The following is a 22616-nucleotide window of genomic DNA, read 5'->3' as shown; positions in this document are numbered from 1 at the left end:
TTATCTTGAGAAGTCCCATCATCAATACGTGATCTGCCGGATTTCGCGCGCCTTTTTCGCGCCGGTTGTGATCCCGCCCCGCATCGACTCAAGGCCAGTGCCAAAAATGTGATAACGGCCGCATGCCTCGGCGCCGCCCGGTGCAGCCACTTGCCCCAGACAGAGTCGCCCGATACCGTAATCCCCATTCCGGTTTGCAATCCACACAAGGAAGATGCCATGCCCCTGCCCGACCTTACTCTGCAACGCCTCGACGGCAGCCCCTACCCGCTGGCACAGCTGGCGGGCAAGGTGATCCTGGTGGTCAATGTCGCCAGTCGCTGCGGCTTTACCCCCCAGTACACCGGGCTCGAGGCCCTCTATCTGGATCTGGGCCCGGCCGGGCTGGAGATCCTGGGCTTTCCCTGCAACCAGTTTGGCCAGCAGGAGCCAGGGGATGCCGAAGAGATCGCCCGCTTCTGTTCCCTCGACTATCCGGTCACCTTCCCCATCATGGCCAAGTGCGAGGTCAACGGCGAGCAGGCCCACCCCTTCTACCAGTGGTTAAAGAAAGAAAAGCCGGGCTTGCTCGGGCTGGAAAACATCAAGTGGAACTTCACCAAGTTTCTGATCGACCGGAATGGAAACGTGGTGGACCGATTCGCCCCCACCACCAAGCCGGAGAGCCTGACCGAGCAAATCCGCGCTCTGCTCTGACGCCTACCTGCCTGCTTGGCATGACGGCCGGTGCGACAGCTACTGCGCAGCGGCCGCACTTCTGCTATATTGCGCCCCCGTTATCGTTTCTATCTTGTGGCGGGTGCCAAGGCACCGGCCATCCGTTGAGCCAGGTGCTCACCAGAGGAGTTTCTCTCGAACATGTCATTCAATGAACTGGGTCTGTCTCCGCACATCCTGCGGGCCGTCAAGGAGCTGGGTTACGAACAGCCAACCCCCATCCAGCAGCAAGCCATTCCGGCCATTCTGGCCGGTCAGGATGTGCTCGGCGGCGCCCAGACAGGCACAGGCAAAACGGCCGGCTTCACCCTGCCCATGCTCCAGCGCCTGCTGGCCAATCATGGTCGTGGCCGCCGTCAGGTACGCGCCCTGGTGCTCACCCCGACTCGCGAGCTCGCCGCCCAGGTGGGCGAGAGCATCATCAAATATGCCCATCACCTGCCGTTTCGTACTCTGATCGCCTACGGCGGTGTCAGCATCAAGCCCAATCTGGACGCCATCAAGCTTGGCATCGATATCCTGGTAGCTACCCCGGGCCGTTTGCTGGATCTGCTGACCCAGGGCGCTCTGACTCTGAACGAGCTGGAAGTGCTGGTGCTGGATGAGGCGGATCGCATGCTCGATATGGGCTTTATCCACGACATCCGCCGCATCATGAAGGCGCTGCCCGCCGAGCGGCAGACTCTGCTCTTCTCCGCCACCTTCTCGGATGACATCAAGGCGCTGGCAGACGATCTGCTGAACGACCCCACCCTGATCGAGGTCGACCCCAGCAACACCGCCGCCGAGCAGGTGACCCAGCGCATTATCCAGGTCGACCGGGAACGGCGCCGCGAGCTGCTCTCCCACATGATCGGCCGCGGCAACTGGCAACGGGTATTGGTGTTCGTACGCACCAAGCAGATTGCCGACAGGCTCGCCCACCAGATGCAAAAAGATGGCCTGGATACGGTCGCCATCCACGGCGACAAGAGCCAGGGTGCCCGCAACCGGGCGCTGGCCGATTTTCGTGAAGGCAAGGTGCGGGTGCTGGTCGCCACCGACATCGCCGCCCGTGGCCTCGACATCGATCAACTGCCCCATGTGATCAACTTTGAATTGCCCCAGATGGCGGAGGACTACATCCACCGCATCGGTCGTACCGGTCGCGCCGGTCGCGGCGGCGAGGCCATCTCCCTGGTGAGCCAGGACGAACTGGGCCAGCTCAAGGCCATCGAATCCCTGATTGGCCAGTCCCTGCCGGTGGAGATCCTCGACGGGTATGAGCCCAGTGGCAAGCCGAGCCGCCAGACCCTGCCCGGCAGCAAGCCGGTACAAAACCCGCCGCGTGCCCGTGGCGGCGCCAATGCCAAGGGTGGCAAGGGCAAACCCGCCGCAGGCAAAGCCAAGGGCGATGGCGCCAAGAAGCCGGCTCAGTCTCCTCAAAACAAGTCTCGCAAGCGGGAAGTGGTGGGCGAGGACGTCGGGTTTGCCCCCATGCGCCGCCTGCCCAAAGCCCAGCGGGACAGCTATCAGGAGAGCGACGACGAGTAATTCGTCCCGCGTTGCCATGCTGCTGAGTCAAACAAAGGGAGCCAGTTCGGCTCCCTTTGTGCTTTTTGACGATCGGGCAAAAGCCCCTACACCAGGGAATGGCGCACGCCGCCGGGATGCTTGCCAGGATGACGTGCAATCTGGCTACCATCGAGCGGGCGATGCTGCAAAAACTCGAACATCCCCGCCTGCAAATTGACGTTCCAGAAGCGCCCGGCCAGGGTCAGCGCCAGCCGCTCGTCAGTCAAGCTGGCCAGCCCGTTTCGCTGCCACCCATCAAACAGCGGCTGCAGATGTGCACGCAGCAGCGCAGGCAGGCTCGCCAGGGCCAGCCAACCGCGATCGAGGGCGCCTCGCAGCAGTCCGTCTATCCGGGCGTCGGGGTTGCGGCTTATCACCATGCCGGGGGCCCGCTCACCCTTGGCCAGTGCGTCGTGCCAACCGTCAAGATCGCGGCCATTCATCACCCCGTGACCATGAATGCTGCCCCCCGCACCCGCGCCAAAGGGGAGGATTTCGGCCCCGCGCTTGGCCATCTGGTTGTAGCGGCTCTGCTCTGCGTTACTGCGTCGCCAGTGGCTGCAGGAGAGGCGCTCCCACCCCTGCTGCTCCAGCTGGCTGGCACCATAGGCGTACATGGCGGCTCGCTGCTGACCATCGGCCGACCAGCCCAGCTTGCCCTTCGCCTCGGCCCGCTCGAGATTGGTGCCCGTCATGGCGATGAGCTGGTAGAGATCCACCCCGTGCACCCCGCTTGCCATCACGTCGCTGATGTCCTGGCGCCATACCTCGTCATCCTGCCCGGGCAGACCGAAGATAAGGTCGGCCACGATCACGGCCGCATCGTCCCGGGTCAGCTCGCCGAGTCGGCGCAGCAGGGTCTCCCTGTCATCAAAACGGGCCGCCTGCTGGCGCACGCCGGTATCAAAACTCTGTACGCCAAACGAGAAACGGTTGAAGCCCCCTGCCAGAGCGGTCTGCCACTTGGCCTCGTCAAACCCGTTGAGACGCCCCTCCAGGGTCACCTCCGCATCCGGGGTCAACGGAAAGCGCCCAATGGCATTGGCCAGCCGGGCCAGATCCTCTACCGCCATATCGGTGGGGGTGCCCCCGCCCACATAGACGGCAGAGAAAGGTTTGCTTTGGCCCAACGGGGTCTCGGCAGCCGCGTTCAGACTGGCACACAGGGCCACCATATAACGGCTCATGCGCGCCGGATTGGCGCCATTTTCAAAGAAATTGCAAAAACTGCAGCGCTTGCGACAAAAGGGGATGTGGATGTAAAGGGCCCGCTCGTCGGCTTCACTCTCTTGCTGCCACCAGGCTTGCCAGGCGGCTTCGTCGAGGGACAGGGGGCGCACACCGCCCCGGCTGGCATGGGCCGAGGTTTTGCCACTGAAGGCAAATTTAAGGGGATCGGGAGTCGCCATGCCGATCATGGTCGGCGTCAGATCGCTTGTCATCGTTGCAGGATTACCATCTGAAATAATACAAATGATAACCAATATCAATTAACTTCAAGTTTGTGCTGGATCAACTCAGGGTCAGAGAGCCCTGATTTGCTACCTGTCATTAACTGCTAATGTCGATCCAATTAACAGATAAGTTACTCAAGATGAGGTAGGGTGTGCCGATAGAAAGTCATCTCCCCCTCTCGACCATGATTCATCGGGGAAAGATGCCAATCATTGACGATCGCTTACCTGTGCATGGACTCTGCCAACGATGCAAAACCTGTCTCTCAACTGGAAAATGTTCCTCCCCCTCACCCTGGTCATCGGCTGCACATTTGCCCTCAGTTTTGAACTCTCCGCCTGGTTGCAGCGGGATCTCGCCATCCGGCTGGCGGGCGAAAAGGTGGAGAGCGCCGCCAACACCTACATGGACCAGCTCAACGTCCTGATGATGACGGGAGGCATGGCCAATCGACAGATAGTGCAGACCAAGCTCAAGAGTGAACAGGGTATCGTCGAGGCCAGGGTCATTCGCGCCCCCGCCGTGAGCGATCTGTTCGGGGCGGGTCATCCGGATCAGAAAATCGCGGATGCGTTGGACGATCGCGCCATCAAGCAGGGCGAGGTCATCTTCGAGCAACAGGGCAACCAGCTCACCCTGATAAAACCCTTCAAGGCCTACAAGGAGTATCGCGGTACCCAGTGCACCACCTGCCACCAGGTGGCGGAGGGAACCGTCATGGGGGCGGTGCGGATCAGTTACGATCTCAGTCATACCTTCAGTGAAATCCATCGCAACAACCTGATCCTGAGCGGCAGCCTGGCCGCCGTGTTCAGTCTCGGCTTTGGCCTGCTCTGGTGGGTGCTGCAGCGCTACATCAAGCGCCCGGTTCGTCATCTGCAGCTCAATATGACCCGCATGGCCAAGGAGCGGGATCTCTCCCTCCCCCTCATCAATCGCAGCCAGGATGAGCTGGGCCAGATGACCCGTGCCGTCAGCGACATGGTGCAGGGGTTTCGTCACAGCCTGCAATCCGTCGAGAGTGCCACCCATCAGCTCTATCAGGAGTCAAACCAGATTAGCGAGGTCGCGACCCGCACCGAAGGCGCGGCCCGTCAGCAGGAGAGCATGACCACCCAGGTGGCCGCCGCCGTGAGTGAGCTGGCCGCCAGCTCCCACGAGGTACGCGAACATGCCCGCAAGAGCGCCGAGCTATCCGCCCTCACCAATAAGGATGCCGCCGAGACCAGCCGCCTCGCCCAGCGATCCATCACCGATATGGACGAGATGTCGGAGGAGATAGAGCGGGTCGACAAAGTGATCCAGCAGCTCGATAACCGCTGCCTCGCCGTCGACGGCGTGCTGGAAGTGATCAAGGGGATTGCCGATCAGACCAATCTGCTGGCCCTCAACGCCGCCATCGAGGCGGCCCGTGCCGGCGAGCAGGGACGCGGCTTTGCGGTGGTAGCGGACGAGGTGCGGGCCCTCTCCAACCGCAGCCGCGCCGCCAGCGAGGAGATCTCCCAGATGATCGCCGCCTTGCAAAAAGAGGCGCAGAGCGCCGTTGTGGTGATCGGGGATGCAAAAGCCAAGGCAGACGAGAGCATTCACAAGACCGAGGCCACCCTGGCGGCCATGCAGAACATCATTGGACGCATCGCCAGCATCAATGATCTCAATGCCCAGATGGCGCAATCCGCCGAAGAGCAGGACAGGGTCTGCAGCGAGGTCGATCGCTCGGTGAGCGACATTCGCAACAGCGCCAACGACACCCTGGGCCAGGCCCATGCCGCCAACCTGGCCAGCCGCCAGCTGGTCGAGCAGTGCAAGATGCTGGAGCAGTTGCTCAAGACCTACCGCTGGTAGCCCGATGGAAGGCAGCAAAAAGCGCGACCCGGGTCGCGCTTTTTTATTGCCTTGGTGCTTGCCAGGATAGAGCCGGCAAGCGCCAGAGGTACAGATCAGCCTGCATTGCGGGTGGCTACCGCATCGGCCAGGTTGCGCAGCAGGCTCTCGGTGTCGGCCCAGCCGATACAGGCGTCCGTGATGCTCTGGCCGAAGGTGAGCTCGCACCCGTCCACCAGATCCTGGCGCCCTTCCACCAGATGGCTCTCCACCATGACGCCGAACACCGCCTTGCTACCGGCACGCAGCTGACCGGCCACGTCCTCGGCTACCAGCATCTGGTTCTTGAACTGCTTGCTGCTGTTGGCGTGGCTGAAATCGATCATCACCTTCTGCGGCAGACCGGCCTTTTCCAGCCCCTTCACCACCTCGCTGACGTGAGCGGCGCTGTAGTTCGGTTCGCGGCCACCGCGCAAGATGATGTGGCAATCGGGGTTCCCGGCAGTCGCCACGATGGCGGAGTGGCCGTACTTGGTCACCGACAGGAAGTGGTGCGGCGCGCTGGCGGCGCCGATGGCGTCGATAGCCACCTTGATGGTGCCGTCGGTGCCGTTCTTGAAGCCCACCGGGCAGGAGAGCCCGGAGGCCAGCTCGCGGTGCACCTGGGATTCGGTGGTGCGCGCCCCGATGGCGCCCCAGCTCATCAGATCCGCCACGTATTGCGGAGTGATCATGTCGAGGAACTCGGAGGCGGTCGGCAGCCCCATGTCGTTGAGATCCAGCAGCAGCTTGCGCCCCAAGCGCAGGCCGTCGTTGATCTGGCAGCTGTTGTCTAGGTAGGGGTCGTTGATCAGCCCCTTCCAGCCCACAGTGGTGCGCGGCTTCTCGAAATAGACCCGCATCACGATCTCAAGCTGATCTTTGAGCTCGTCGCGCAGCGCCTTGAGGCGCTTGCCGTATTCCAGCGCCGCGGCCGGATCGTGGATGGAGCATGGGCCAATCACCACCAGCAGGCGATCATCGTCACCGGTCAGAATGCGGTGAATGGCCTGGCGGGATTCAAACACCGTATTTGATGCGGTCTCGGTGGCCGGAAACTTCTCAAGCACCGCAACCGGGGGCAATAACTCTTTGATTTCACTGATACGAACGTCGTCGGTTTGATGCTGCATGACAAGGCTTCCTGCTAGATGACTGCGATAATGAAACTTCAATCTAGCCCTCGGCAGAGGCGGTGTAAATAGAAAATTACATAGACAGCAAAACTATTTCACCAAGCAATCTTGCAAGTTAGTGAAATGATGCTATCGAGAATACCAAAGACAACAAGGCCCGCACAATGGCGGGCCTCACGGGTACAAATCAATCAGTCACGCTGACTGATGCTGGCCAGCTTGTCGAAGTAATCCGGGAAGGTCTTTGAGGTGCACTTGGGATCATTGATGGTCACCGGCGTATCCGACAGCGCCACCAAGGAGAAGCACATGGCGATGCGGTGATCGTTGTAGGTATCGATCGCCGCATGGCTGAGTTGGGCCGCCGGGGTCACCGTGATAAAGTCGTGCCCCTCCTCCACCAGGACTCCCAGCTTGCGCAGCTCGGTCGCCATGGCGTGCAGACGGTCGGTCTCCTTCACCCGCCAGTTGTAGATGTTGCGAATGGAGGTGGGCCCCTCGGCAAACAGCGCCGCCACGGCGATGGTCATGGCCGCATCCGGGATGTGGTTCATGTCCATGTCGATGCCCTGCAGCTCGCCCTGCTCGGCCTCGATGAAGTCGTCACCCCAGGTGATACGGGCGCCCATCTTCTCCAGCACGTCTGCGAAGTGGATGTCCCCCTGGATGCTGTGCTTGCCGATGCCTGTGACCCGCACCTTGCCCTTGATGGCCCCCGCCGCGAGGAAGTAGGAGGCGCTGGAGGCATCCCCTTCCACCAGGAAATCGCCCGGGCTGACATAGGTCTGGTTGCCCTTGATGTAGAACACCTTGTAATTGTCGTGTTCGATGACCACCCCAAACTGCTTCATGATGTGCAGGGTGATGTCGATGTAGGGTTTGGAGACCAGCTCCCCCTTGATGTGGATGCGGGTGTCGCCGGCCGCCATGGGCGCCGCCATCAAAAAGGCGGTCAGAAACTGGCTGGAGACGGAGCCATCCACGTGCACGTCACCACCCCAGAGTCCCTTGGCATCCACCACCAGGGGCGGATAGCCATCTTTTTTCAGGTACTGGATATGGGCGCCCGCCTCGCGCAGGGCATCCACCAGATGGCCGATGGGACGCTCTTCCATGCGCGGCTCGCCCCCCAGGGTGTACTCCCCGGAACCGAGGCACAAGGCCGCACACAAGGGACGCATGGCGGTGCCTGCATTGCCGAGGAACAGATTGACCGGCTCCTTCACCGCAAAGCTGCGACCCAAACCATGTACGGTGCACTCGGTCTTGTCGGCAGAGAGCTTGTATTTGACGCCGAGCTGGGTCAGCGCCGCCAGCATGTGGCGGATATCATCGCTGTCGAGCAGATTGGTCAGACGGGTGGTGCCGCGAGCCAGCGCCGCCAGCAGCAGGGCCCGGTTGGAGACACTCTTGGAGCCGGGCAGATTAACCTCGCCAGCCACACGGGAAATGGGTTCCAGACGCAACGAATTCATAGACTTCCTGTACTATCTCAAAAAAACACCTGTCCGGACGTTAACAGCCCGCGCCCAGCTCGGCAAGGGTACTTTCGGGGTAAATATGGCGGCGGGCGCCGCATTCAGGACAAGCAGAAAAAGACGCCGGGCTCAGCCCGGCGTCTGACATCAGCAGGGAAAAACTCAGACGTGGCGCTTGGCAAAGCCGTCCATGAAGCTGACCAGCGCCTTGACCCCTTCCAGCGGCATGGCGTTGTAGAGGCTGGCACGCATGCCACCGACAATGCGATGGCCCTTGAGCGCCAGCAGGCCAGCCGCTTCCGATTCGGCCAGGAACAGCTTGTCCAACTCGGCATTTTTCAGCTGGAACGGGATGTTCATACGGGAGCGGCAGCTGGCATCCACCTGGTTGCCATAGAAGCTCGACTGATCGAGATAGTCGTAGAGGAAATCGGCCTTCTCCTTGTTGCGTGCTTCCATGGCTGCCAGGCCGCCCTGCTCTTTCAGCCACTCGAACACCAGACCAGCCAGATACCAGGCATAGGTGGGCGGGGTGTTGAACATGGAGTCGTTCTTGGCGGTGAGCTGGTAATCGAAAATCGAAGGCACATCGGCGCGGGCCTGGCTCAGCAGATCGTCGCGCACGATGGCAATCGCCAGGCCCGAGGGGCCAATATTTTTCTGGGCGCCGGCATAGATGATGCCAAAACGGCTCACATCGAGAGGACGAGAGAGGATGGTGGAGGAGAGATCCGCCACCAGGGGCACGTCGCCGGTGGCCGGGATGTCGAACATCTCGATGCCGTCGATGGTTTCGTTCGGGCAGTAGTGCACATAGGCCGCATCGGCGCGAAACGCCGGGGTTGGCAGCAGGTGGGAGATGCCCTGCCCATTCTTGGCAACCCCTTGATAGGTCTGGATGTCGCCATACTTTTTGGCCTCATCCACGGCGCTCTGGGACCAGACGCCGGTCAGCAGAAAGTCAGCCTTCTTGTTGGCACCCCCCAAGAGGTTCATGGGCACCGCGGAGAACTGGCCGCGACCGCCGCCGTGCATGAACAGCACCTTGTAGTTGTCCGGTACCGCCAGCAGCTCGCGCAAGTCTGCTTCGGCTTTCTCGGCGACTGCCATGTAGGGCTTGCCGCGGTGGGACAGCTCCATGACCGAGGCTCCCAGCCCCTGAAAATTACAAAATTCGCGCTGGGCGCGCTCCATGACTTCGACCGGCAACATGGCGGGGCCGGCGCAGAAGTTGTAAATCTGTTTGCTCATGACGCTTTCCGTGAATGGATGAGAGTGATCGATGACTTGTCAGGTTTTACACAAGAGAGGCTTGCTGATCAAAGGCTTTTTGGGATCTGGCGCACTCTTTTCAGTCATGATGCAGCGTCGGGCAGAAGAGAAAAAGCCCTGAACGGGTCAGGGCTTGCTGAGAACATGCGCAGAAATGGTCGCGAGTCCGCATAAAACGCGAGTCACTGCCTTTTCTGACAAATTTACACCTTGGCGGTGAGCTCCGGCAGCAGGGTGAAGAGATCCCCCACCAGACCATAGTCCGCCACCTGGAAGATGGGGGCCTCGCTATCCTTGTTGATGGCGACGATCACCTTCGACTCCTTCATGCCGGCCAGATGCTGGATGGCCCCCGAAATGCCGACCGCGATGTAAAGCTCGGGGGCGACCACCTTGCCGGTCTGCCCCACTTGCAGATCGTTGGCCACAAACCCCGCATCCACCGCGGCGCGCGATGCTCCGACAGCGCCACCCAGCTTGTCCGCCAGCGCCTCGATGAGGGCAAACTGCGCCTTGGAGCCGAGCGCCCGCCCGCCGGAGACCACCACTCGCGCCGCCGCGAGATCGGGCCTGGCCGAACGAATGGCCTGGCGCTCGACCAGACGGGTACGGCACTTGAACTCGGGCACCGACAAGGCTTCGACGGGCGCGGACGCCCCCTGCTGCCCCGCCTTGGCAAAGGCGGTCGGACGGACCGTCATCACCTTGACGGGGGCCGAGCTTGCCACCCTGGCGATGGCATTGCCGGCATAGATGGGACGCAGGAAGGTATCGCGGCTCTCGATGCCGATCACCTCGGCAATCATCTCCACCCCGAGCCGGGCCGCCACCTGGGGCAGCAGCGCCTTGCCCGTGCTGCTGGCCGCCATCAGGCAGTGTTCATACCCTCGGGCATGAGTGGCCAGCAGCTTGTCGACCCCATCCAGCAAGCCGTCTGCCAGCATGGGATGCTCGGCCAGCAATACCTTGTCGACCCCTTCCAGTTGCGCGGCCTGCGCCGCCGCCTCGCTCAGCCCCTGCCCGAAGAGCAGCAGATGGATGTCGCCCCCCAGTTGCCCTGCGGCCGTGACCAGCTGCGCGGCGTTGTCGGCCAAGTGGCCCTGATGATGTTCGGCAATGATCAGCACGCTCATGGCAGCACCTTCGCTTCGTTCTTGAGTTTGTCTACCAGCTCGTCCACCGAGCCGACCCGGATCCCGACGGCGCGCGCAGGGGGCGCCATCACCCCGAGCAGCCGGGTCTGACCGGCAGGCTCGACGACAAGGGCGGCAAACGGTGCGCTATCGAGCGGTTTGCGCTTGGCCTTCATAATGTTGGGCAGCGAAGCAAAGCGCGGTTCGTTGAGCCGCAGATCGACACTGACGACAGCGGGCAACGGCATGCCGAGGGTCTCAAGACCGCTGTCTATCTCGCGGGTCACCAGCAGCTCCCCCCCCTCAAGCTTGATCGCGCTGGCACAGGTGGCCAGCGGCCAGTCATTGAGGGCCGCCAGCATCTGGGCTACCTGGTTGTTGTCCGAATCGATGGACTGCTTGCCAAGGAGTACCAGATCCGGTTGCTCCAGCTCGCACACCTGTTGCAGGGCGCGGGCCACGGTGAGCGGCGTGAGCGTCTCGTCCGTCACGTAGTGGCGGGCCCGATCCGCCCCCAGCGCCAGGGTATGGCGCAGCTGTTCGGCAGCTGCCTCTGGCCCGAAGGTCACTACCACCAGTTCGCTTGCCACCCCGGCTTCCCGCAGCCTGACGCCCTCCTCCACCGCAATTTCACAAAACGGGTTGATACCCATCTTCACGTTGGCGAGCTCAACATCCGAGCCGTCTCCCTTGACCCGGATCTTGACGTTGTAATCTACTACCCGTTTGATCGCGACCAGCAGCTTCATGGGGTCATGCCTCATCTGTTTGGGTTGAATTCATTGACCAGTCCTTGCACTTTTTTGTTTGATTTTTTACTTACAAGAGCTTTACGTTTACGTAAACTACCAGCACTACCCTAGGCCAACTAGAGCGCAGAGGCAAGATGGAACGGGAAGCAATGGAATTTGATGTCGTCATCGTGGGTGGCGGCCCGGCGGGGCTCAGCGCAGCCATCGCCCTGAAGCAGCACAACGCCGACCTGTCGGTCTGTTTGTTGGAGAAGGGAGCCGAAATTGGCGCCCACCTGCTCTCCGGCGCCCTGTTCGATCCCGTTGCCCTCAAGGAGTTGCTGCCGGATAGCTGGCAGGAGGCTCCCCTCGGCATACCGGTCAGCGACGATCAGGTGCACCTGCTGCAAAATGACAGCCGGGCACTGCAACTGCCCCACTGGGCGGTGCCGCCACGGATGCACAACGCGGGTTGCCATATCCTGAGTCTTGGCAACCTCTGCCGCTGGCTCGCCCGGCAGGCGGAAGCACTGGGAGTCGAAATATACCCGGGCTTCACCGCCAGTGAACTTATCATGGAAAATGGCCGGGTCAAGGGCGTGCTCACCGGCGATCTCGGGCTGGATCGGGCCGGTAACCCCAAGGCGGATCACGTGCCCGGCATGGCTCTGCTCGGCCGCTACACCCTGTTTGCCGAAGGGGCTCGCGGCCATCTTGGCAAGCAGCTCATCACCCAGTTCGGGCTGGAAAACAGCGCCCAGCCGCAACACTACGCCATCGGCTTCAAGGAGCTGTGGCAACTGCCGTCAGGCCAGAGCCGTGCAGGCCGGGTGTTGCATGGCAGCGGCTGGCCCCTTGGCAAGGAAGGGAGCAATCACAGCCATGGTGGCTTCTACCTCTACCACATGGAAGGGGATCAGGTGGCAGTCGGCCTTATCGTCGATCTCAACTACCAGAACCCCTGGCTCAGCCCGTTTGACGAGTTCCAACGTCTCAAGCACCACCCGCTGATCGCTGAAGTACTCAAGGGAGGCGAGCGCATCAGTTATGGCGCCCGTGCCATCACCAAGGGGGGCTGGCACTCCCTGCCCCACATGCATTTCCCCGGCGGTCTGCTGATTGGCTGCGATGCCGGCACCCTGGATTTCTCCCGCATCAAGGGCATCCACACCGCCATGAAGTCGGGCATGCTGGCGGCCAAGACCGTCGCCATGAGTCTCAAGGGCGGGGATGAAGGGGGACGGGATCTGGCCGAGTTTGGCGATGCGTTGCAGCAAAGCTGGCTGGCCCATGAGCTGAAAACGGCGCGCAATTTCGGCGCAGCCCTGCATCGCTATGGCCCCTGGCTCGGTGGCGCCTTCAACTGGCTGGAACAGCGACTCTTTCACTCCCGCCTCTTCAGGGAAGGTTCGCCCTTTACCCTGCTGGACAGGGAGCCCGACTACCGTCAGCTGCGCATGGCCAGTCGTTGTGAGCCTATCGACTATCCCAAGCCGGATGGCAAGCTCAGTTTCGACAAGCTCTCTTCCGTCTATCTGGCCAACACCAGCCACGACGAGGATCAGCCCTGTCACCTCAAATTGCAGGATGAACAGATCCCGGTCGAGGTCAACTTGGCCACCTGGGCCGAACCCGCCCAGCGTTACTGTCCGGCCGGCGTCTTTGAGATCATTGAGGCTGAACGCGAGCCACGGCTGCAGATCAACGCCGCCAACTGCATTCACTGCAAGACCTGCGACATCAAGGATCCCAGCCAGAACATCACCTGGACACCGCCGCAGGGGGGCAGTGGGCCCAACTACCCCAATATGTGACAGGGTCTTATACGACAGGGCCTAATGTTGTGGAATATTGTGTTGAGGAGCATTTGCATGCAGATCCGAGATGGCATGGCTAACCAGCCCCTCAACATCTCCCCCGGCTGTTGCCCAAGGGGGAGATGGCCCCAACTGCCCATAAGGTGAAAGAGGCTTATCCCTCATCCCGGAAAGCGGCAAAGCAGATGCCTCCGGGCTGACCACTTTCCAGCCAGATCCGATGATCCGACCTCGCTGTTTTTTTGAGCGAACAGGCTGAACCCAGCATGAATAAGCCCTGACAAGCGCGGCCCGCCCCTGTATAGTTCGCCGCATTCAGGTTTTCCATCGGCCCGTTCAGCTTGTCCACGGGATCGCTTTCTACGCGCTCTAAGGCCGCATGACCTGTGCAACCATCCCTGATTACCCATGACTTTTTAAGGGGGGACAGATGATCACCGCCTACATTCTCAATAACAAGGTACTGGACATAGTCACGCTCGGGCCTGACGACATAGTGCCTGACAACACGGTCTGGCTGGATGCCTACAAACCGGACACGGCGGAGCGAGAATGGTTGACGGGCCTGTTCTTGGAAGAGGTGCCCGACAAGGAGGAGCTGGACGACATCGAGGCGTCGGCCCGTTTCTACTGGGACACCGACGGTCTGCACATTCACTCCCTGTTTCCCCAGCGGATCGGTCGTGACACCAAGGGTGTCCACGTCTCCTTTACCCTGCGCAACAACCTGCTGATCAGCATCCGCGAGGATGATATCGGTCTGGTGCGCCTGCTGCGCCACTATATGCGCCAGGACAGGCTGGAGGTGGAGGATGCCCTCGACATCCTGCTGGAGGTGCAGAACCTGAAAGTTGAATACCTCTCCGACCTTATCGAGGATGGTTACAAAACCTTGGAAAACACCGCCGACCAGATCTTCGAGCCGGATCAGATCAACCCCATGCTTAAAGAGTTGATGGCCCAGGAAGAGGCCAACGGCCAGATCCGTCTCTCCCTGCACGATACCCGGCGCGCCTTGCGTTTTTTGAAGCGCAGCCTGCGCCAGCGCATGAGCCTGGAGCAGAACAAGTGGATCGACGAGATGCTGCACGACGTGGAATCCCTGCTGCCCCACACCCAGTTCCTGTTCGACAAGATCAACTTCCAGCTGGAGGCCTCCATGGGGGTGACCAATCTGGAGCAGAACAAGGTGATCAAAATCTTCTCGGTCGCCGCGGTCATCTTCCTGCCGCCGACGCTTATCGCCAGCATCTACGGCATGAACTTCGGCCGCATGCCGGAGCTCGCCTGGGAGTACGGCTATCCCCTCTCCCTGGTGCTGATGGTGATGTCATCGCTCGGCACCGGCCTCTTCTTCAAGCGCAAGGGCTGGCTGTAACGCCACCTTGAATGACAAACGCGGATTGGGGGGCATGGCCCCCCGATTAATTCCTCTCTCCCCCGCACCTTGCAAAGGGCCCTGTCCCGCCCCATATCTGCCACATCCTTCATCCAAGCGGATCACGGGCCTTATGACCCTCTACCCCGAACACAGATATGACGATCACGGCCAGCTGCGCCCCCCACTCTGGTTTTGGCCCGTTGCCCTGTTGCTGACCCGCTCGGTTTGGCTGTTTCTGATGGCGGGGGTCAGCCGGGAGAGCGGCAGCGACATTCTCACCCTCTTCTATCCGGACAAGATCAGCCTCTATCTCAGTCTGCTGACCGACGTGCCCGCCATGCTGGCGCTGCTCGCCTGTGGCGGTACCTACCAACAGACCAAGAGTGCACGGGCATGGCTCAGGCGCCACAGCCAGGGCCTCTTGCTCTGCTCTGCCGCAAGCGGCCTGATGATGCAGCTGCACAGCCTCAATCTGCAGAAGTGGAGCTTCAGCTGGCCCACCGCCCTGGTGCTGATCGCCAGCCTGTGGAGCCTCTGGTATCTGCTGCGCAGTCGCCAGCTGCGTGAATACGCCGCCGACCAGCCCCATTAAGGGAGTGCTCCTGGCTATTGGCGGGTGACCCTGATCTGCAGGGTCTGGCGCTCGCTCTGGTTGCCACCCCCGGCCTGCAGTTGGGTACCCAGGCTACTGCCTTGCCGGGCCGAGCTGGTCGAAAGCTCTCCCACCGTCAGCCATTGGCCCGGGGCACCGCTCACCTCGGTGGCGCTCTGCCCTCTGTTGATGGTGCCCTGCTCCAGCCTGGCCTGCTCGCTGCTGAGCGCTATCTGTACCCTGTCGCCAATCAGGGTAGCGGTGGCATAGAGGCCGTTGACCAGCGGCATCAGCCCCACCACCTGGCCGCCGCGCCACTGATAGAAAGTCACTGGTTGATAGGATCCCATCTGCAGCAATACGGGTCGCCCCGACAAGCCTCGCACCTGCCAGCTGTCGTTTTGGCTCTGCTGGTATTGTTGGGCGTTGCCATCCAGCAGCCATTGCCGTTTGGCCTCATCGCGGCCAACCCCGACACCCAGCTGCTGACCGCTGGACGCGCCATCGACCCGCCATTCGATGAGCAGGCTCTGGGGCGGCTTGTTGAGCTGGGCCAGGGTCGTCTCGGCCTCCTGCAACTGGGCCGGGGTACCACTCAGCACCAGCTGGTTGCCCATGGCGCTTACCCCGAGATCCGGGTAGATCTCCCTGAGAGTCTGCACCGCAGCGCCGGCATCAAAGACCGGGATCACCTTCACCTCGGCGCGAAGCAACCCACTCCAGAGCCAGACCAGAGCGCAGAGCACCATCCCCAGCCAGCGACCGCCTTTGTCCATCTTGTTCATCGCACTCTCCTCGCTCCCGCATCTATCGCTTTCACTATGGCAGCCTGCTCCTTGCTGATGATGGCCCCTCGCCCCACCCGAATACATGGGTAAGCAGGGCTCCCGCCCAGCACGGATTATCGCGTAAGATAGCGACATCTTTTTATCAAGCGGATCCCTTCATGTTGAAACAGTTGTTGTTACTCCCCCTCGTCCTGCTGCTGGGTGCCTGCTCGCTCACCCAATACAACGTCAGCGAGGCCGAAATCAACCAATACCTCAAGGATCAGGTCTCCTTTGAAAAACAGCTGGGGATCCCCGGCATCATGTCGAGCAAGATCCGCCTCGATGACATGCAAAGCCGCATCGGCCGCAGCCAGCCGGATCGCATCGAGCTGGATGCCGCCGGCGATCTGCAGGTGCTGAGCCCCCTTGGCAACCAGCAGATGAAGGTTCGCTTTGCTCTGCGGGCCCGTCCGGAATACCTGGCGGATCAGGGTGCCATCTATCTGCGCGATCTGGAGCTGCTCTCGGTCAAGACCGAACCTGCCGACATAGGCGCGGCGCTCACGCCGCTGCTGCCCACCTTCAACCAGTCGCTCTCCCTGTTCCTGTCCCAGACCCCCGTCTACCGGCTCGATGCAAGCCGCCAGAATGAGGCGAGGATCAAGGAGAAGGTCGAGGCCCTCAAGGTAGAACCTGGCCGCCTGGTGATCCCCTTCAAGGTGTTCTAAGCCCGCTCCTTGCCATCGCCCTCTGCGCGATAGCCGCGATCACCGCCCCGCCTTGTGTCGTTTGCACTGGTCGGGGCGGTTTTCACTTCTCAACGCCGTCCAAATCACACATAATGCGCACCATTCTCATTTAGATTCGTCATGAGAAGCGTCACAATAAACCTGATAATAAAACCAATGGTGAGAAGGGACATGAGAAAAACCGTACTGGTACAGGCGATCGCCTGCGCACTGCTGGGTAGCGCCGCGCACGCTGCCGTCAAGGTGGAAGACAAGACATTCAACACCGCCGCCAACATGCTGGCCTACACCGAATTCGAGCTCTCCGGCGAGCCGCTGGCCGAGGCCCTGGGTCTGGATCTGGACGTGCTCGACGCCAACCGCGCCGACGAGCCAACTCCGTTCGACTTCGCCGCCGGCATCGAATCCTATGAGTACTCCGAAGAGGCGATGTACGCCCTCAACTACCAGTCCGGTATGGGTCCGCACCTGGTGAACGGGCCGCAAAACCTGGCTCGTGGCGGCACCCTGGCAGATCTCGGCAAGCGAGTGCTGGCCATGGCCGACGCCGTCGGCTTCCCGGCCGATGAAGTGCCCCAGGGCATGTATCCCCTCTCCTTCCCCTATGCCTCTGCCAATCCGGAGTTTGCCCAGGCCGTCAACACTACCCCGGTCAACGGTGACCAGATCACCATCAAGACCGCCAAGGACAACGAGAAAACCGTCAAGACCCAGGTGCCGGCCTACTTCCGCGACTACGCTACCCTGCGCTGGAGCGGCAGTGACAACCTGCTGGTACCGGCTGCCGTGGGCGGCATCCTGCTCAAAGAGGTGATGTGGTCCCAGGACTTCCTCGGCGGCATGCACGTGGCCGAGAGCGATGAAGAGGTGGAGGCCGCCTCCGCCACCATGGATCAGGACGGCAAGCACAAGCTGGGGGTCTCCGCCGCCGATGGCTTCAATGGCATGATGCTAACCGAACAGTCCATCGACAAGCTGGCCATCCTGCAAAGCCAGCTCGGCTTTGATGGCAAGGCCCTGGGCGCCAAGATCACCCCGCAATACGATCCGGCCAAGGGCGTGATTTACTTCCCCCATCAGGTGAAGGTGACCGAGACCAGCAAGAACGAAGTCGGTGCCATCGGCAAGCTGGAAGTGGTCGACGGTTCCGCCCAGCTGCGCGATGCCTGGATGATGCTGTGGCCGCTCTCCGAGTTCTACGCCTTCAGCGATCAGCGTAGCGCCAACACCAACCAGAACCCGGCCTTCCACGCCGTGTTTGACGGTGCGCCGTTTGCCGCCGCGCCGGCTGCCAACAAGACCAATGATTTGGCCAAGGCAGTGGCAGGCGACGACGCCTTCTCCCTGGCCCTGAACCTCTCCAATCTGACCTTCAAGAACCTGGCCGCCCTGCACTTCGAGCCCAAGGCCGGCACCCTTGTCGACAGCTGGCAGGATGGCAAACAGACCAAGCACGTCACCACCTTCGACGCCGCCTACACCCTGGTTGCTCTGCAGATCTTCCAGCGCGCCCAGGATGCCCTGCCGGTAGGCTACGCCGCCGGTGACAACGGCGAGCTGAACCTCAAGACCAAACAAGGGCAGGAGGCGCTCACGCTTATCACCAAACAGGCCGACTTCATTCTCGCCAAACTCAAAGGCAGCAATGGTCTGGTGCACGACGGTCTGACCCTGGGTGGATCCGTTGACGCTGGCCAGTCTGTCGAGACCCAGTTTGCCGCCATTCGCGGCCTGACCGCCGCCTTCCTGGCGACTCAGGATGTGAAGTACCGCACCGCGGCGCGTGAGCTCTTCATCGCCACTGACAAGGCCTACTTCAACCAGAAGGCAGGTACCTGGCTTGCCGGCAAGCAGGGTGAATACACCCCCTGGACCCAGGCCGCCATCTCCGGCGCCCTGCGCTCTGCCATGCTGAACCTGCGCAACGAAGGGGCCGAGAAGGCGCCCGAGCTGGAGCTGGCCAAGCTGACCACCCAGTACGTCAGCTGGTTCCGTGGCACCGTCAACGGCGGCATGCAGATGGCCGAGTGGATCGGTGACTCCGGTGAGAACATCATCGCCGGCGCCGGCAGTGACACCGATGAAGATGGCGTCCCGCAGGTCACCGCCGCCGGTGGCAAGCACGGTACCGCCATGGTGATGGCAAGCAAGGCCGCGATCAGCGAATAAGCCGCAGGTCACATCATGCAAAAGGGAGCCTCAACGGCTCCCTTTTCATTATTACGTCAGGCAAGGTACGGGCTTACGCCAGCTTCTCCAGCATTCCCTTGGTGACCAGCACTATGCCCTGTTCCGAGCGGTAGAAGCGACGGCTATCCTCGTCGGCATTCTCTCCCACCACCAGCCCATCGGGCAGCACACACCCCTTGTCCACCACCACCCGGCGCAAACGGCAGCCCGCCCCCACTTCCACCCCGGGGAAGATCACAGCCTGATCCAGGGTGCAGAAGGAGTGAACCCGCACATTGGTAAACAGCACAGAGTTGAGCACAAACGACCCGCTGACGATGGTTCCGCCGGAAAACATGGAGTTGATGGTCATGCCATGCTGGCCGTTTCGGTCCTGCACGAACTTGGCGGGCGGTGTCAGGGTCTGGCTGGTCCAGATGGGCCAGTTTTCGTCATAGATGTCGAGCTCCGGTACCACGGAGGCGAGATCCATGTTGGCCTCCCAGAAGGAGTCGAGGGTCCCCACATCACGCCAGTAAGGTTTCTGCCCCTCCTTGGCCCCGACGCAGGACATGCTGAAGGGGTGGGCAAACGCCTTGCCCTCCCCCACGATGCGGGGAATGACGTCCATGCCGAAGTCATGTTTGGACTCCTGGTTGAGGATGTCCTCTTCCAGCAGCTGATAGAGATACTCCGCCTCGAAGATATAGATGCCCATGGATGCAAGGGACTTGTCTTCGCAGCCCGGCATGGCCGGCGGATTGGCGGGTTTCTCCACGAAGGCGCGGATCTTGCGCTGTTCGTCGATGTCCATGACGCCGAAGGCCGAGGCCTCCGAGCGGGGCACCTCGATACAGGCTACCGTCACCTTGGCGCCAAGGCGCACGTGATCGAGCAACATGGCGGCATAGTCCATCTTGTAGATGTGATCCCCCGCCAGCACCACTATGTACTTGGGACCATAGTCACGAATGATGTCGACGTTCTGATAGATGGCGTCGGCAGTACCGCGATACCAGTGCACCTCGTCCACCCGCTGCTGAGCTGGCAGCAAGTCGATGAACTCGTTCATCTGGTAGCGCAAAAAAGACCAACCCGATTGCAGATGTCGCAGCAGGCTGTGGGATTTGTATTGCGTCACCACCCCTACCCGACGGATCCCCGAATTGATGCAGTTGGAAAGCACAAAATCGATGATCCGGAACTTTCCTCCGAAATGCACCGCAGGCTTGGCCCGGTTGTCGGTCAGCTGCTTCAGGCGGCTGCCACGTCCTCCCGCCAGTACCAGCGCCATACTCTGATTCAACAACTGCCGTGCTTTGGCACTATTCCCTGGCTCTAACAACATGATTCACCTCTGCCTCGTTTGATCTATTTCGAATTCATCTTCGCCGGATTTCAAGCCCGTGAAAGTGGTTTCACTCACAATTTATTCAATCCCGAACGACACATTTGCACCAAGTTGCGAGGAACAGCATGGTTTGCCGAACGGGGTCGGTTAGAATCCCCAAGTGACCGCAGCCACCTCAAGGATGACAAGATGGTTCAAAAGCTTGGACGCTCCCTCTTTCTCATTGCCACCATAGTGAGCATACCCTTGCTGCTCCTGCAAGGGTTTTGGTTGGCACTTCAAAGCACACCGGTGACTCTGGTCATCATTTTGTCGACCACCCTGCTTGGCATGGGGCTGCTGTTGCTGCTGGCATTGCGCACCCTGACCGGCATGCAACAACACCAGGAGCTGGTCTGGGTCAAGGCACTCACGGAGCGGGACCCCGAACAGCTGGACGATCCCGCCTCCCGGGAAGCCCTGCAACAGTTACTGCTCCAGTTTGAGAGTGATTCGCAGCATGCCCATCGCCAGCTGACCGAGCTGAGCAATCTGGCCACCACGGATGAGCTGACCCAGTTGCTCAATCGCCACGCCTTTCGCCGTGACGTGACGGAGCTGCTGCAGCGGGATCAGGACACCCAGACCGCCACCCTGGTGCTGATCCGTGCCACCGAACTAGGCAAGATCAATACCCAGCGCGGCTTCCAGTCCGGTGATGCCTACATCAAGGACATGGCAAACCTCATCAAGCAGGTGGTGAGCCGCTTTCCGGGGAACCAGGTCTATCGCATCTCGGGGGCCGACTTTGCCGTACTGGTGCAACCCGTGGTCAATATTCCGCCTCACCTGCTGGGGCAGGATTTGAAGGTGGCCTTCGACAATTACCAGGAGCAGCACGAGCTGGAGAGTGCCGCCTACTCGGGCCTTACCCGGCTTAGCAGCGGCCAGAAGATCGAAACCGTGCTTGCCAGAGCCGATCTGGCGCTGGCGCGGGCCCAGACCGAAACCATCAATGGCTGGGCCATCCAGCATGAGGACAACATCACCGATCTGCAGGGCCAACACCACTGGCGCGAGGTGCTGGGGGAAGTGCTGGCCCAGGAGCGTCTCACCTTTACCTATCAACCCATCCAGCCTCTGCATCGCAGCATGATGGCCTACAACGAGATCTACACCCGCTTTTGCGGCAGCGATGGTACGGCCCTGCCGACCGACACCCTGTTTGCCATGGCCCAGCGGCTCGATATGGTGATGCGGCTGGAGCAGCTGGTGATCGTCCACGTGATGCGCCAGTACCGGGCATTTGGCTCCAACCAGAGTCGCTGGGGGATCAACCTCTCACCCAATCTGCTGCAAAACAGCGCCCTGCTGATCTGGCTGGACAGGCAGCTGCTCAAGGATCCCAACACCAGCGCCAACCTGGTGTTCGAGCTGGACGAGGAGCATCTGGAGCGCAATCCGACCGGTGCCAAGCGGGTGTTCGAGCTGCTGCGCCGCAATGGCAGCCGCTCTGCCATCGCCAACTTTGGCAAGGGCATCGGCTCCTTCAGCCTGTTTCGCGAGCTCAAACCCGATTACATCAAGCTCGATCCCGCCCTCATCACCGGGCTGGAGCAGGATCAGACCAACCAGCAGTTTGTGCGGATGATTGTCGACGTGTCACACCGGATGGGGTGCCAGGTGATCGCGGAAGGGGTGGAACAACTGGGCCAGAAGCAGCTGTTGCAAGGGATGTATGTGGATGGCCTGCAGGGTTATCTGATCGCCCGGCCGCAGCCTTTACGACCGGATATCAGCCAGTTGGGCCTGTTCAGTGAGGATGCTTCAGCTTCAGAAGGGTCAGAATGATGTCGTTGAGCTGGCGGTAGCGCTCCAGCTCCTTCTGATCATAACGGGTCGCCAGACTGGAGGGGTTATGGCGGTGCTTGAGGTACCGGTTGATCTGCAACCGGTTGAAACCCGCCACATGATAGACCTGGCCCAGCAGGGCATTGAGCTCCTCGCTGGGTAGCCCGGCCCGGGCAAGATAGTCGTCATCGGCCGGGCTCTCAATCTGATGACTCCACTTGCCGATGCGGCCGCTCTCCTGCAAATAGCTGAGCCATTGTTCGAGATGAAGGGGCTTGCATCCGGAGAGCAGGGTAAAGAAGCCCACTGCATCGCAGCGGCAATCTCTCAGCAGCACCAGTGCCAGCTGATCGTCATCGCACTGGAACGTCACCGGCCCGGTCTGTGTCCAGTCCAGCGCCTGTATCCGGATGCTGGCCCGCCCACCCTCTATGCCTGTGACGTCGAACAAAAACATGGCTATCCCCCCTGGCAAAAGGTTGATGATGGACCATCGCCTGCGCGGGTGCAAAGGCAAATCCCCCTTTGGCCCTCATTATGCCCACAGGATCATAAAAAAGACCGGCATCCTCGCGGATACCGGTCTCATCATTGCTTTGCTACGACACCGGATGTCGG

19 protein-coding genes are annotated in these 22616 nt (G+C 61.0%); 9 read left to right on the top strand and 10 right to left on the bottom strand.

The window, feature by feature from the left end:
- Positions 1-219: 219 nt before the first annotated feature.
- Positions 220-696, top strand: a complete 477-nt coding sequence (locus MRK42_RS09255; RefSeq protein ID WP_061475318.1) for a glutathione peroxidase — start codon at positions 220-222, stop codon at positions 694-696.
- A gap of 162 nt (positions 697-858) precedes the next feature.
- Positions 859-2250 carry a DEAD/DEAH box helicase gene (locus MRK42_RS09250; RefSeq protein WP_061475320.1) on the top strand — a complete coding sequence of 464 codons (1392 nt, stop codon included), beginning with the start codon at positions 859-861 and terminating at the stop codon, positions 2248-2250.
- 86 nt (positions 2251-2336) lie between these two features.
- On the opposite strand, the gene hutW is transcribed toward MRK42_RS09250, so the two are convergent.
- Entirely contained in the window at positions 2337-3713 is a 1377-nt protein-coding gene (gene hutW / locus MRK42_RS09245; RefSeq protein WP_338612227.1) for a heme anaerobic degradation radical SAM methyltransferase ChuW/HutW, read from the bottom strand.
- Positions 3714-3975: 262 nt separating this feature from the next.
- On the opposite strand from hutW, the gene MRK42_RS09240 reads away from it, so the two are divergent.
- Positions 3976-5571 carry a methyl-accepting chemotaxis protein gene (locus MRK42_RS09240; RefSeq protein ID WP_338612226.1) on the top strand — a complete coding sequence of 532 codons (1596 nt, stop codon included), beginning with the start codon at positions 3976-3978 and terminating at the stop codon, positions 5569-5571.
- A 95-nt stretch (positions 5572-5666) separates the two neighbouring features.
- Here MRK42_RS09240 and aroG read toward each other — a convergent pair whose 3' ends face one another.
- The 5 genes from aroG to MRK42_RS09215 form a co-directional block, all read right to left on the bottom strand.
- On the bottom strand, positions 5667-6722 hold the full coding sequence (gene aroG, locus MRK42_RS09235; RefSeq protein WP_338612225.1) for a 3-deoxy-7-phosphoheptulonate synthase AroG: 1056 nt from the start codon (positions 6720-6722) through the stop codon (positions 5667-5669).
- 194 nt (positions 6723-6916) lie between these two features.
- Positions 6917-8200: a 3-phosphoshikimate 1-carboxyvinyltransferase gene (gene aroA, locus MRK42_RS09230; RefSeq protein WP_338612224.1), complete on the bottom strand. Its 1284-nt coding sequence runs from the start codon at positions 8198-8200 to the stop codon at positions 6917-6919.
- Between the two features lie 165 nt (positions 8201-8365).
- Entirely contained in the window at positions 8366-9454 is a 1089-nt protein-coding gene (gene serC, locus MRK42_RS09225; RefSeq protein WP_338612223.1) for a 3-phosphoserine/phosphohydroxythreonine transaminase, read from the bottom strand.
- 224 nt (positions 9455-9678) lie between these two features.
- Positions 9679-10608, bottom strand: a complete 930-nt coding sequence (locus MRK42_RS09220; protein WP_042069595.1) for an FAD-binding protein — start codon at positions 10606-10608, stop codon at positions 9679-9681.
- Entirely contained in the window at positions 10605-11357 is a 753-nt protein-coding gene (locus MRK42_RS09215) for an electron transfer flavoprotein subunit beta/FixA family protein (protein ID WP_042069597.1), read from the bottom strand. The genes MRK42_RS09220 and MRK42_RS09215 overlap by 4 nt, the downstream gene beginning before the upstream one ends.
- A 137-nt stretch (positions 11358-11494) precedes the next feature.
- On the opposite strand from MRK42_RS09215, the gene MRK42_RS09210 reads away from it, so the two are divergent.
- On the top strand, positions 11495-13153 hold the full coding sequence (locus tag MRK42_RS09210) for an electron transfer flavoprotein-ubiquinone oxidoreductase (protein ID WP_338612222.1): 1659 nt from the start codon (positions 11495-11497) through the stop codon (positions 13151-13153).
- Between the two features lie 157 nt (positions 13154-13310).
- Here MRK42_RS09210 and MRK42_RS09205 read toward each other — a convergent pair whose 3' ends face one another.
- A complete protein-coding gene (locus MRK42_RS09205; RefSeq protein ID WP_156130761.1) occupies positions 13311-13505 on the bottom strand; it encodes a hypothetical protein in 195 nt (64 codons plus the stop codon).
- 81 nt (positions 13506-13586) lie between these two features.
- Between MRK42_RS09205 and corA the strand changes: the two genes are divergently transcribed.
- Positions 13587-14534: a magnesium/cobalt transporter CorA gene (gene corA, locus MRK42_RS09200; protein ID WP_026456618.1), complete on the top strand. Its 948-nt coding sequence runs from the start codon at positions 13587-13589 to the stop codon at positions 14532-14534.
- A 133-nt stretch (positions 14535-14667) separates the two neighbouring features.
- The gene (locus MRK42_RS09195) at positions 14668-15129 is read left to right on the top strand and encodes a DUF2919 domain-containing protein (protein WP_338612221.1); all 462 of its coding nucleotides are present in this window, start codon (positions 14668-14670) and stop codon (positions 15127-15129) included.
- Positions 15130-15143: 14 nt separating this feature from the next.
- Here the strand turns inward: MRK42_RS09195 and MRK42_RS09190 are convergent, their stop codons facing one another.
- Complete coding sequence (locus tag MRK42_RS09190) at positions 15144-15878, bottom strand: hypothetical protein (RefSeq protein ID WP_338612462.1); 735 nt, start codon at positions 15876-15878, stop codon at positions 15144-15146.
- Between the two features lie 197 nt (positions 15879-16075).
- Between MRK42_RS09190 and MRK42_RS09185 the strand changes: the two genes are divergently transcribed.
- Positions 16076-16627 carry a lipoprotein gene (locus MRK42_RS09185; RefSeq protein WP_026456621.1) on the top strand — a complete coding sequence of 184 codons (552 nt, stop codon included), beginning with the start codon at positions 16076-16078 and terminating at the stop codon, positions 16625-16627.
- A 192-nt stretch (positions 16628-16819) separates the two neighbouring features.
- Positions 16820-18817 carry a hypothetical protein gene (locus MRK42_RS09180; RefSeq protein ID WP_338612220.1) on the top strand — a complete coding sequence of 666 codons (1998 nt, stop codon included), beginning with the start codon at positions 16820-16822 and terminating at the stop codon, positions 18815-18817.
- Between the two features lie 73 nt (positions 18818-18890).
- Here MRK42_RS09180 and glgC read toward each other — a convergent pair whose 3' ends face one another.
- Positions 18891-20165, bottom strand: coding sequence for a glucose-1-phosphate adenylyltransferase (glgC, locus tag MRK42_RS09175; RefSeq protein ID WP_061475333.1), 1275 nt, complete (start codon positions 20163-20165; stop codon positions 18891-18893).
- 192 nt (positions 20166-20357) lie between these two features.
- Here glgC and MRK42_RS09170 point away from each other — a divergent pair, with 192 nt between their 5' ends.
- Positions 20358-21998: a GGDEF domain-containing protein gene (locus MRK42_RS09170; RefSeq protein ID WP_042029203.1), complete on the top strand. Its 1641-nt coding sequence runs from the start codon at positions 20358-20360 to the stop codon at positions 21996-21998.
- On the opposite strand, the gene MRK42_RS09165 is transcribed toward MRK42_RS09170, so the two are convergent.
- Entirely contained in the window at positions 21961-22455 is a 495-nt protein-coding gene (locus tag MRK42_RS09165; protein ID WP_026456411.1) for a hypothetical protein, read from the bottom strand. The genes MRK42_RS09170 and MRK42_RS09165 overlap by 38 nt on opposite strands.
- Between the last annotated feature and the right edge of the window lie 161 nt (positions 22456-22616).

It is taken from the genome of Aeromonas sp. 19NY04SH05-1, from assembly GCF_040581895.1.
Classification (GTDB): domain Bacteria; phylum Pseudomonadota; class Gammaproteobacteria; order Enterobacterales; family Aeromonadaceae; genus Aeromonas; species Aeromonas enteropelogenes.
The sequence above is the reverse complement of the archived record's forward strand: the minus strand, read 5'-3'. Positions and strand labels throughout refer to the sequence as shown.

Coding starts and splice junctions, on each gene's coding strand:
- MRK42_RS09195 (WP_338612221.1), top strand. CDS start 14,668: ATGACCCTCTACCCCGAACACAGATATGACGATCACGGCCAGCTGCGC.
- MRK42_RS09240 (WP_338612226.1), top strand. CDS start 3,976: ATGCAAAACCTGTCTCTCAACTGGAAAATGTTCCTCCCCCTCACCCTG.
- MRK42_RS09255 (WP_061475318.1), top strand. CDS start 220: ATGCCCCTGCCCGACCTTACTCTGCAACGCCTCGACGGCAGCCCCTAC.
- MRK42_RS09185 (WP_026456621.1), top strand. CDS start 16,076: ATGTTGAAACAGTTGTTGTTACTCCCCCTCGTCCTGCTGCTGGGTGCC.
- MRK42_RS09250 (WP_061475320.1), top strand. CDS start 859: ATGTCATTCAATGAACTGGGTCTGTCTCCGCACATCCTGCGGGCCGTC.
- hutW (WP_338612227.1), bottom strand. CDS start 3,713: ATGACAAGCGATCTGACGCCGACCATGATCGGCATGGCGACTCCCGAT.
- MRK42_RS09210 (WP_338612222.1), top strand. CDS start 11,495: ATGGAACGGGAAGCAATGGAATTTGATGTCGTCATCGTGGGTGGCGGC.
- serC (WP_338612223.1), bottom strand. CDS start 9,454: ATGAGCAAACAGATTTACAACTTCTGCGCCGGCCCCGCCATGTTGCCG.
- MRK42_RS09190 (WP_338612462.1), bottom strand. CDS start 15,878: ATGGTGCTCTGCGCTCTGGTCTGGCTCTGGAGTGGGTTGCTTCGCGCC.
- MRK42_RS09220 (WP_042069595.1), bottom strand. CDS start 10,608: ATGAGCGTGCTGATCATTGCCGAACATCATCAGGGCCACTTGGCCGAC.
- MRK42_RS09170 (WP_042029203.1), top strand. CDS start 20,358: ATGGTTCAAAAGCTTGGACGCTCCCTCTTTCTCATTGCCACCATAGTG.
- MRK42_RS09165 (WP_026456411.1), bottom strand. CDS start 22,455: ATGTTTTTGTTCGACGTCACAGGCATAGAGGGTGGGCGGGCCAGCATC.
- glgC (WP_061475333.1), bottom strand. CDS start 20,165: ATGTTGTTAGAGCCAGGGAATAGTGCCAAAGCACGGCAGTTGTTGAAT.
- aroG (WP_338612225.1), bottom strand. CDS start 6,722: ATGCAGCATCAAACCGACGACGTTCGTATCAGTGAAATCAAAGAGTTA.
- corA (WP_026456618.1), top strand. CDS start 13,587: ATGATCACCGCCTACATTCTCAATAACAAGGTACTGGACATAGTCACG.
- aroA (WP_338612224.1), bottom strand. CDS start 8,200: ATGAATTCGTTGCGTCTGGAACCCATTTCCCGTGTGGCTGGCGAGGTT.
- MRK42_RS09180 (WP_338612220.1), top strand. CDS start 16,820: ATGAGAAAAACCGTACTGGTACAGGCGATCGCCTGCGCACTGCTGGGT.
- MRK42_RS09215 (WP_042069597.1), bottom strand. CDS start 11,357: ATGAAGCTGCTGGTCGCGATCAAACGGGTAGTAGATTACAACGTCAAG.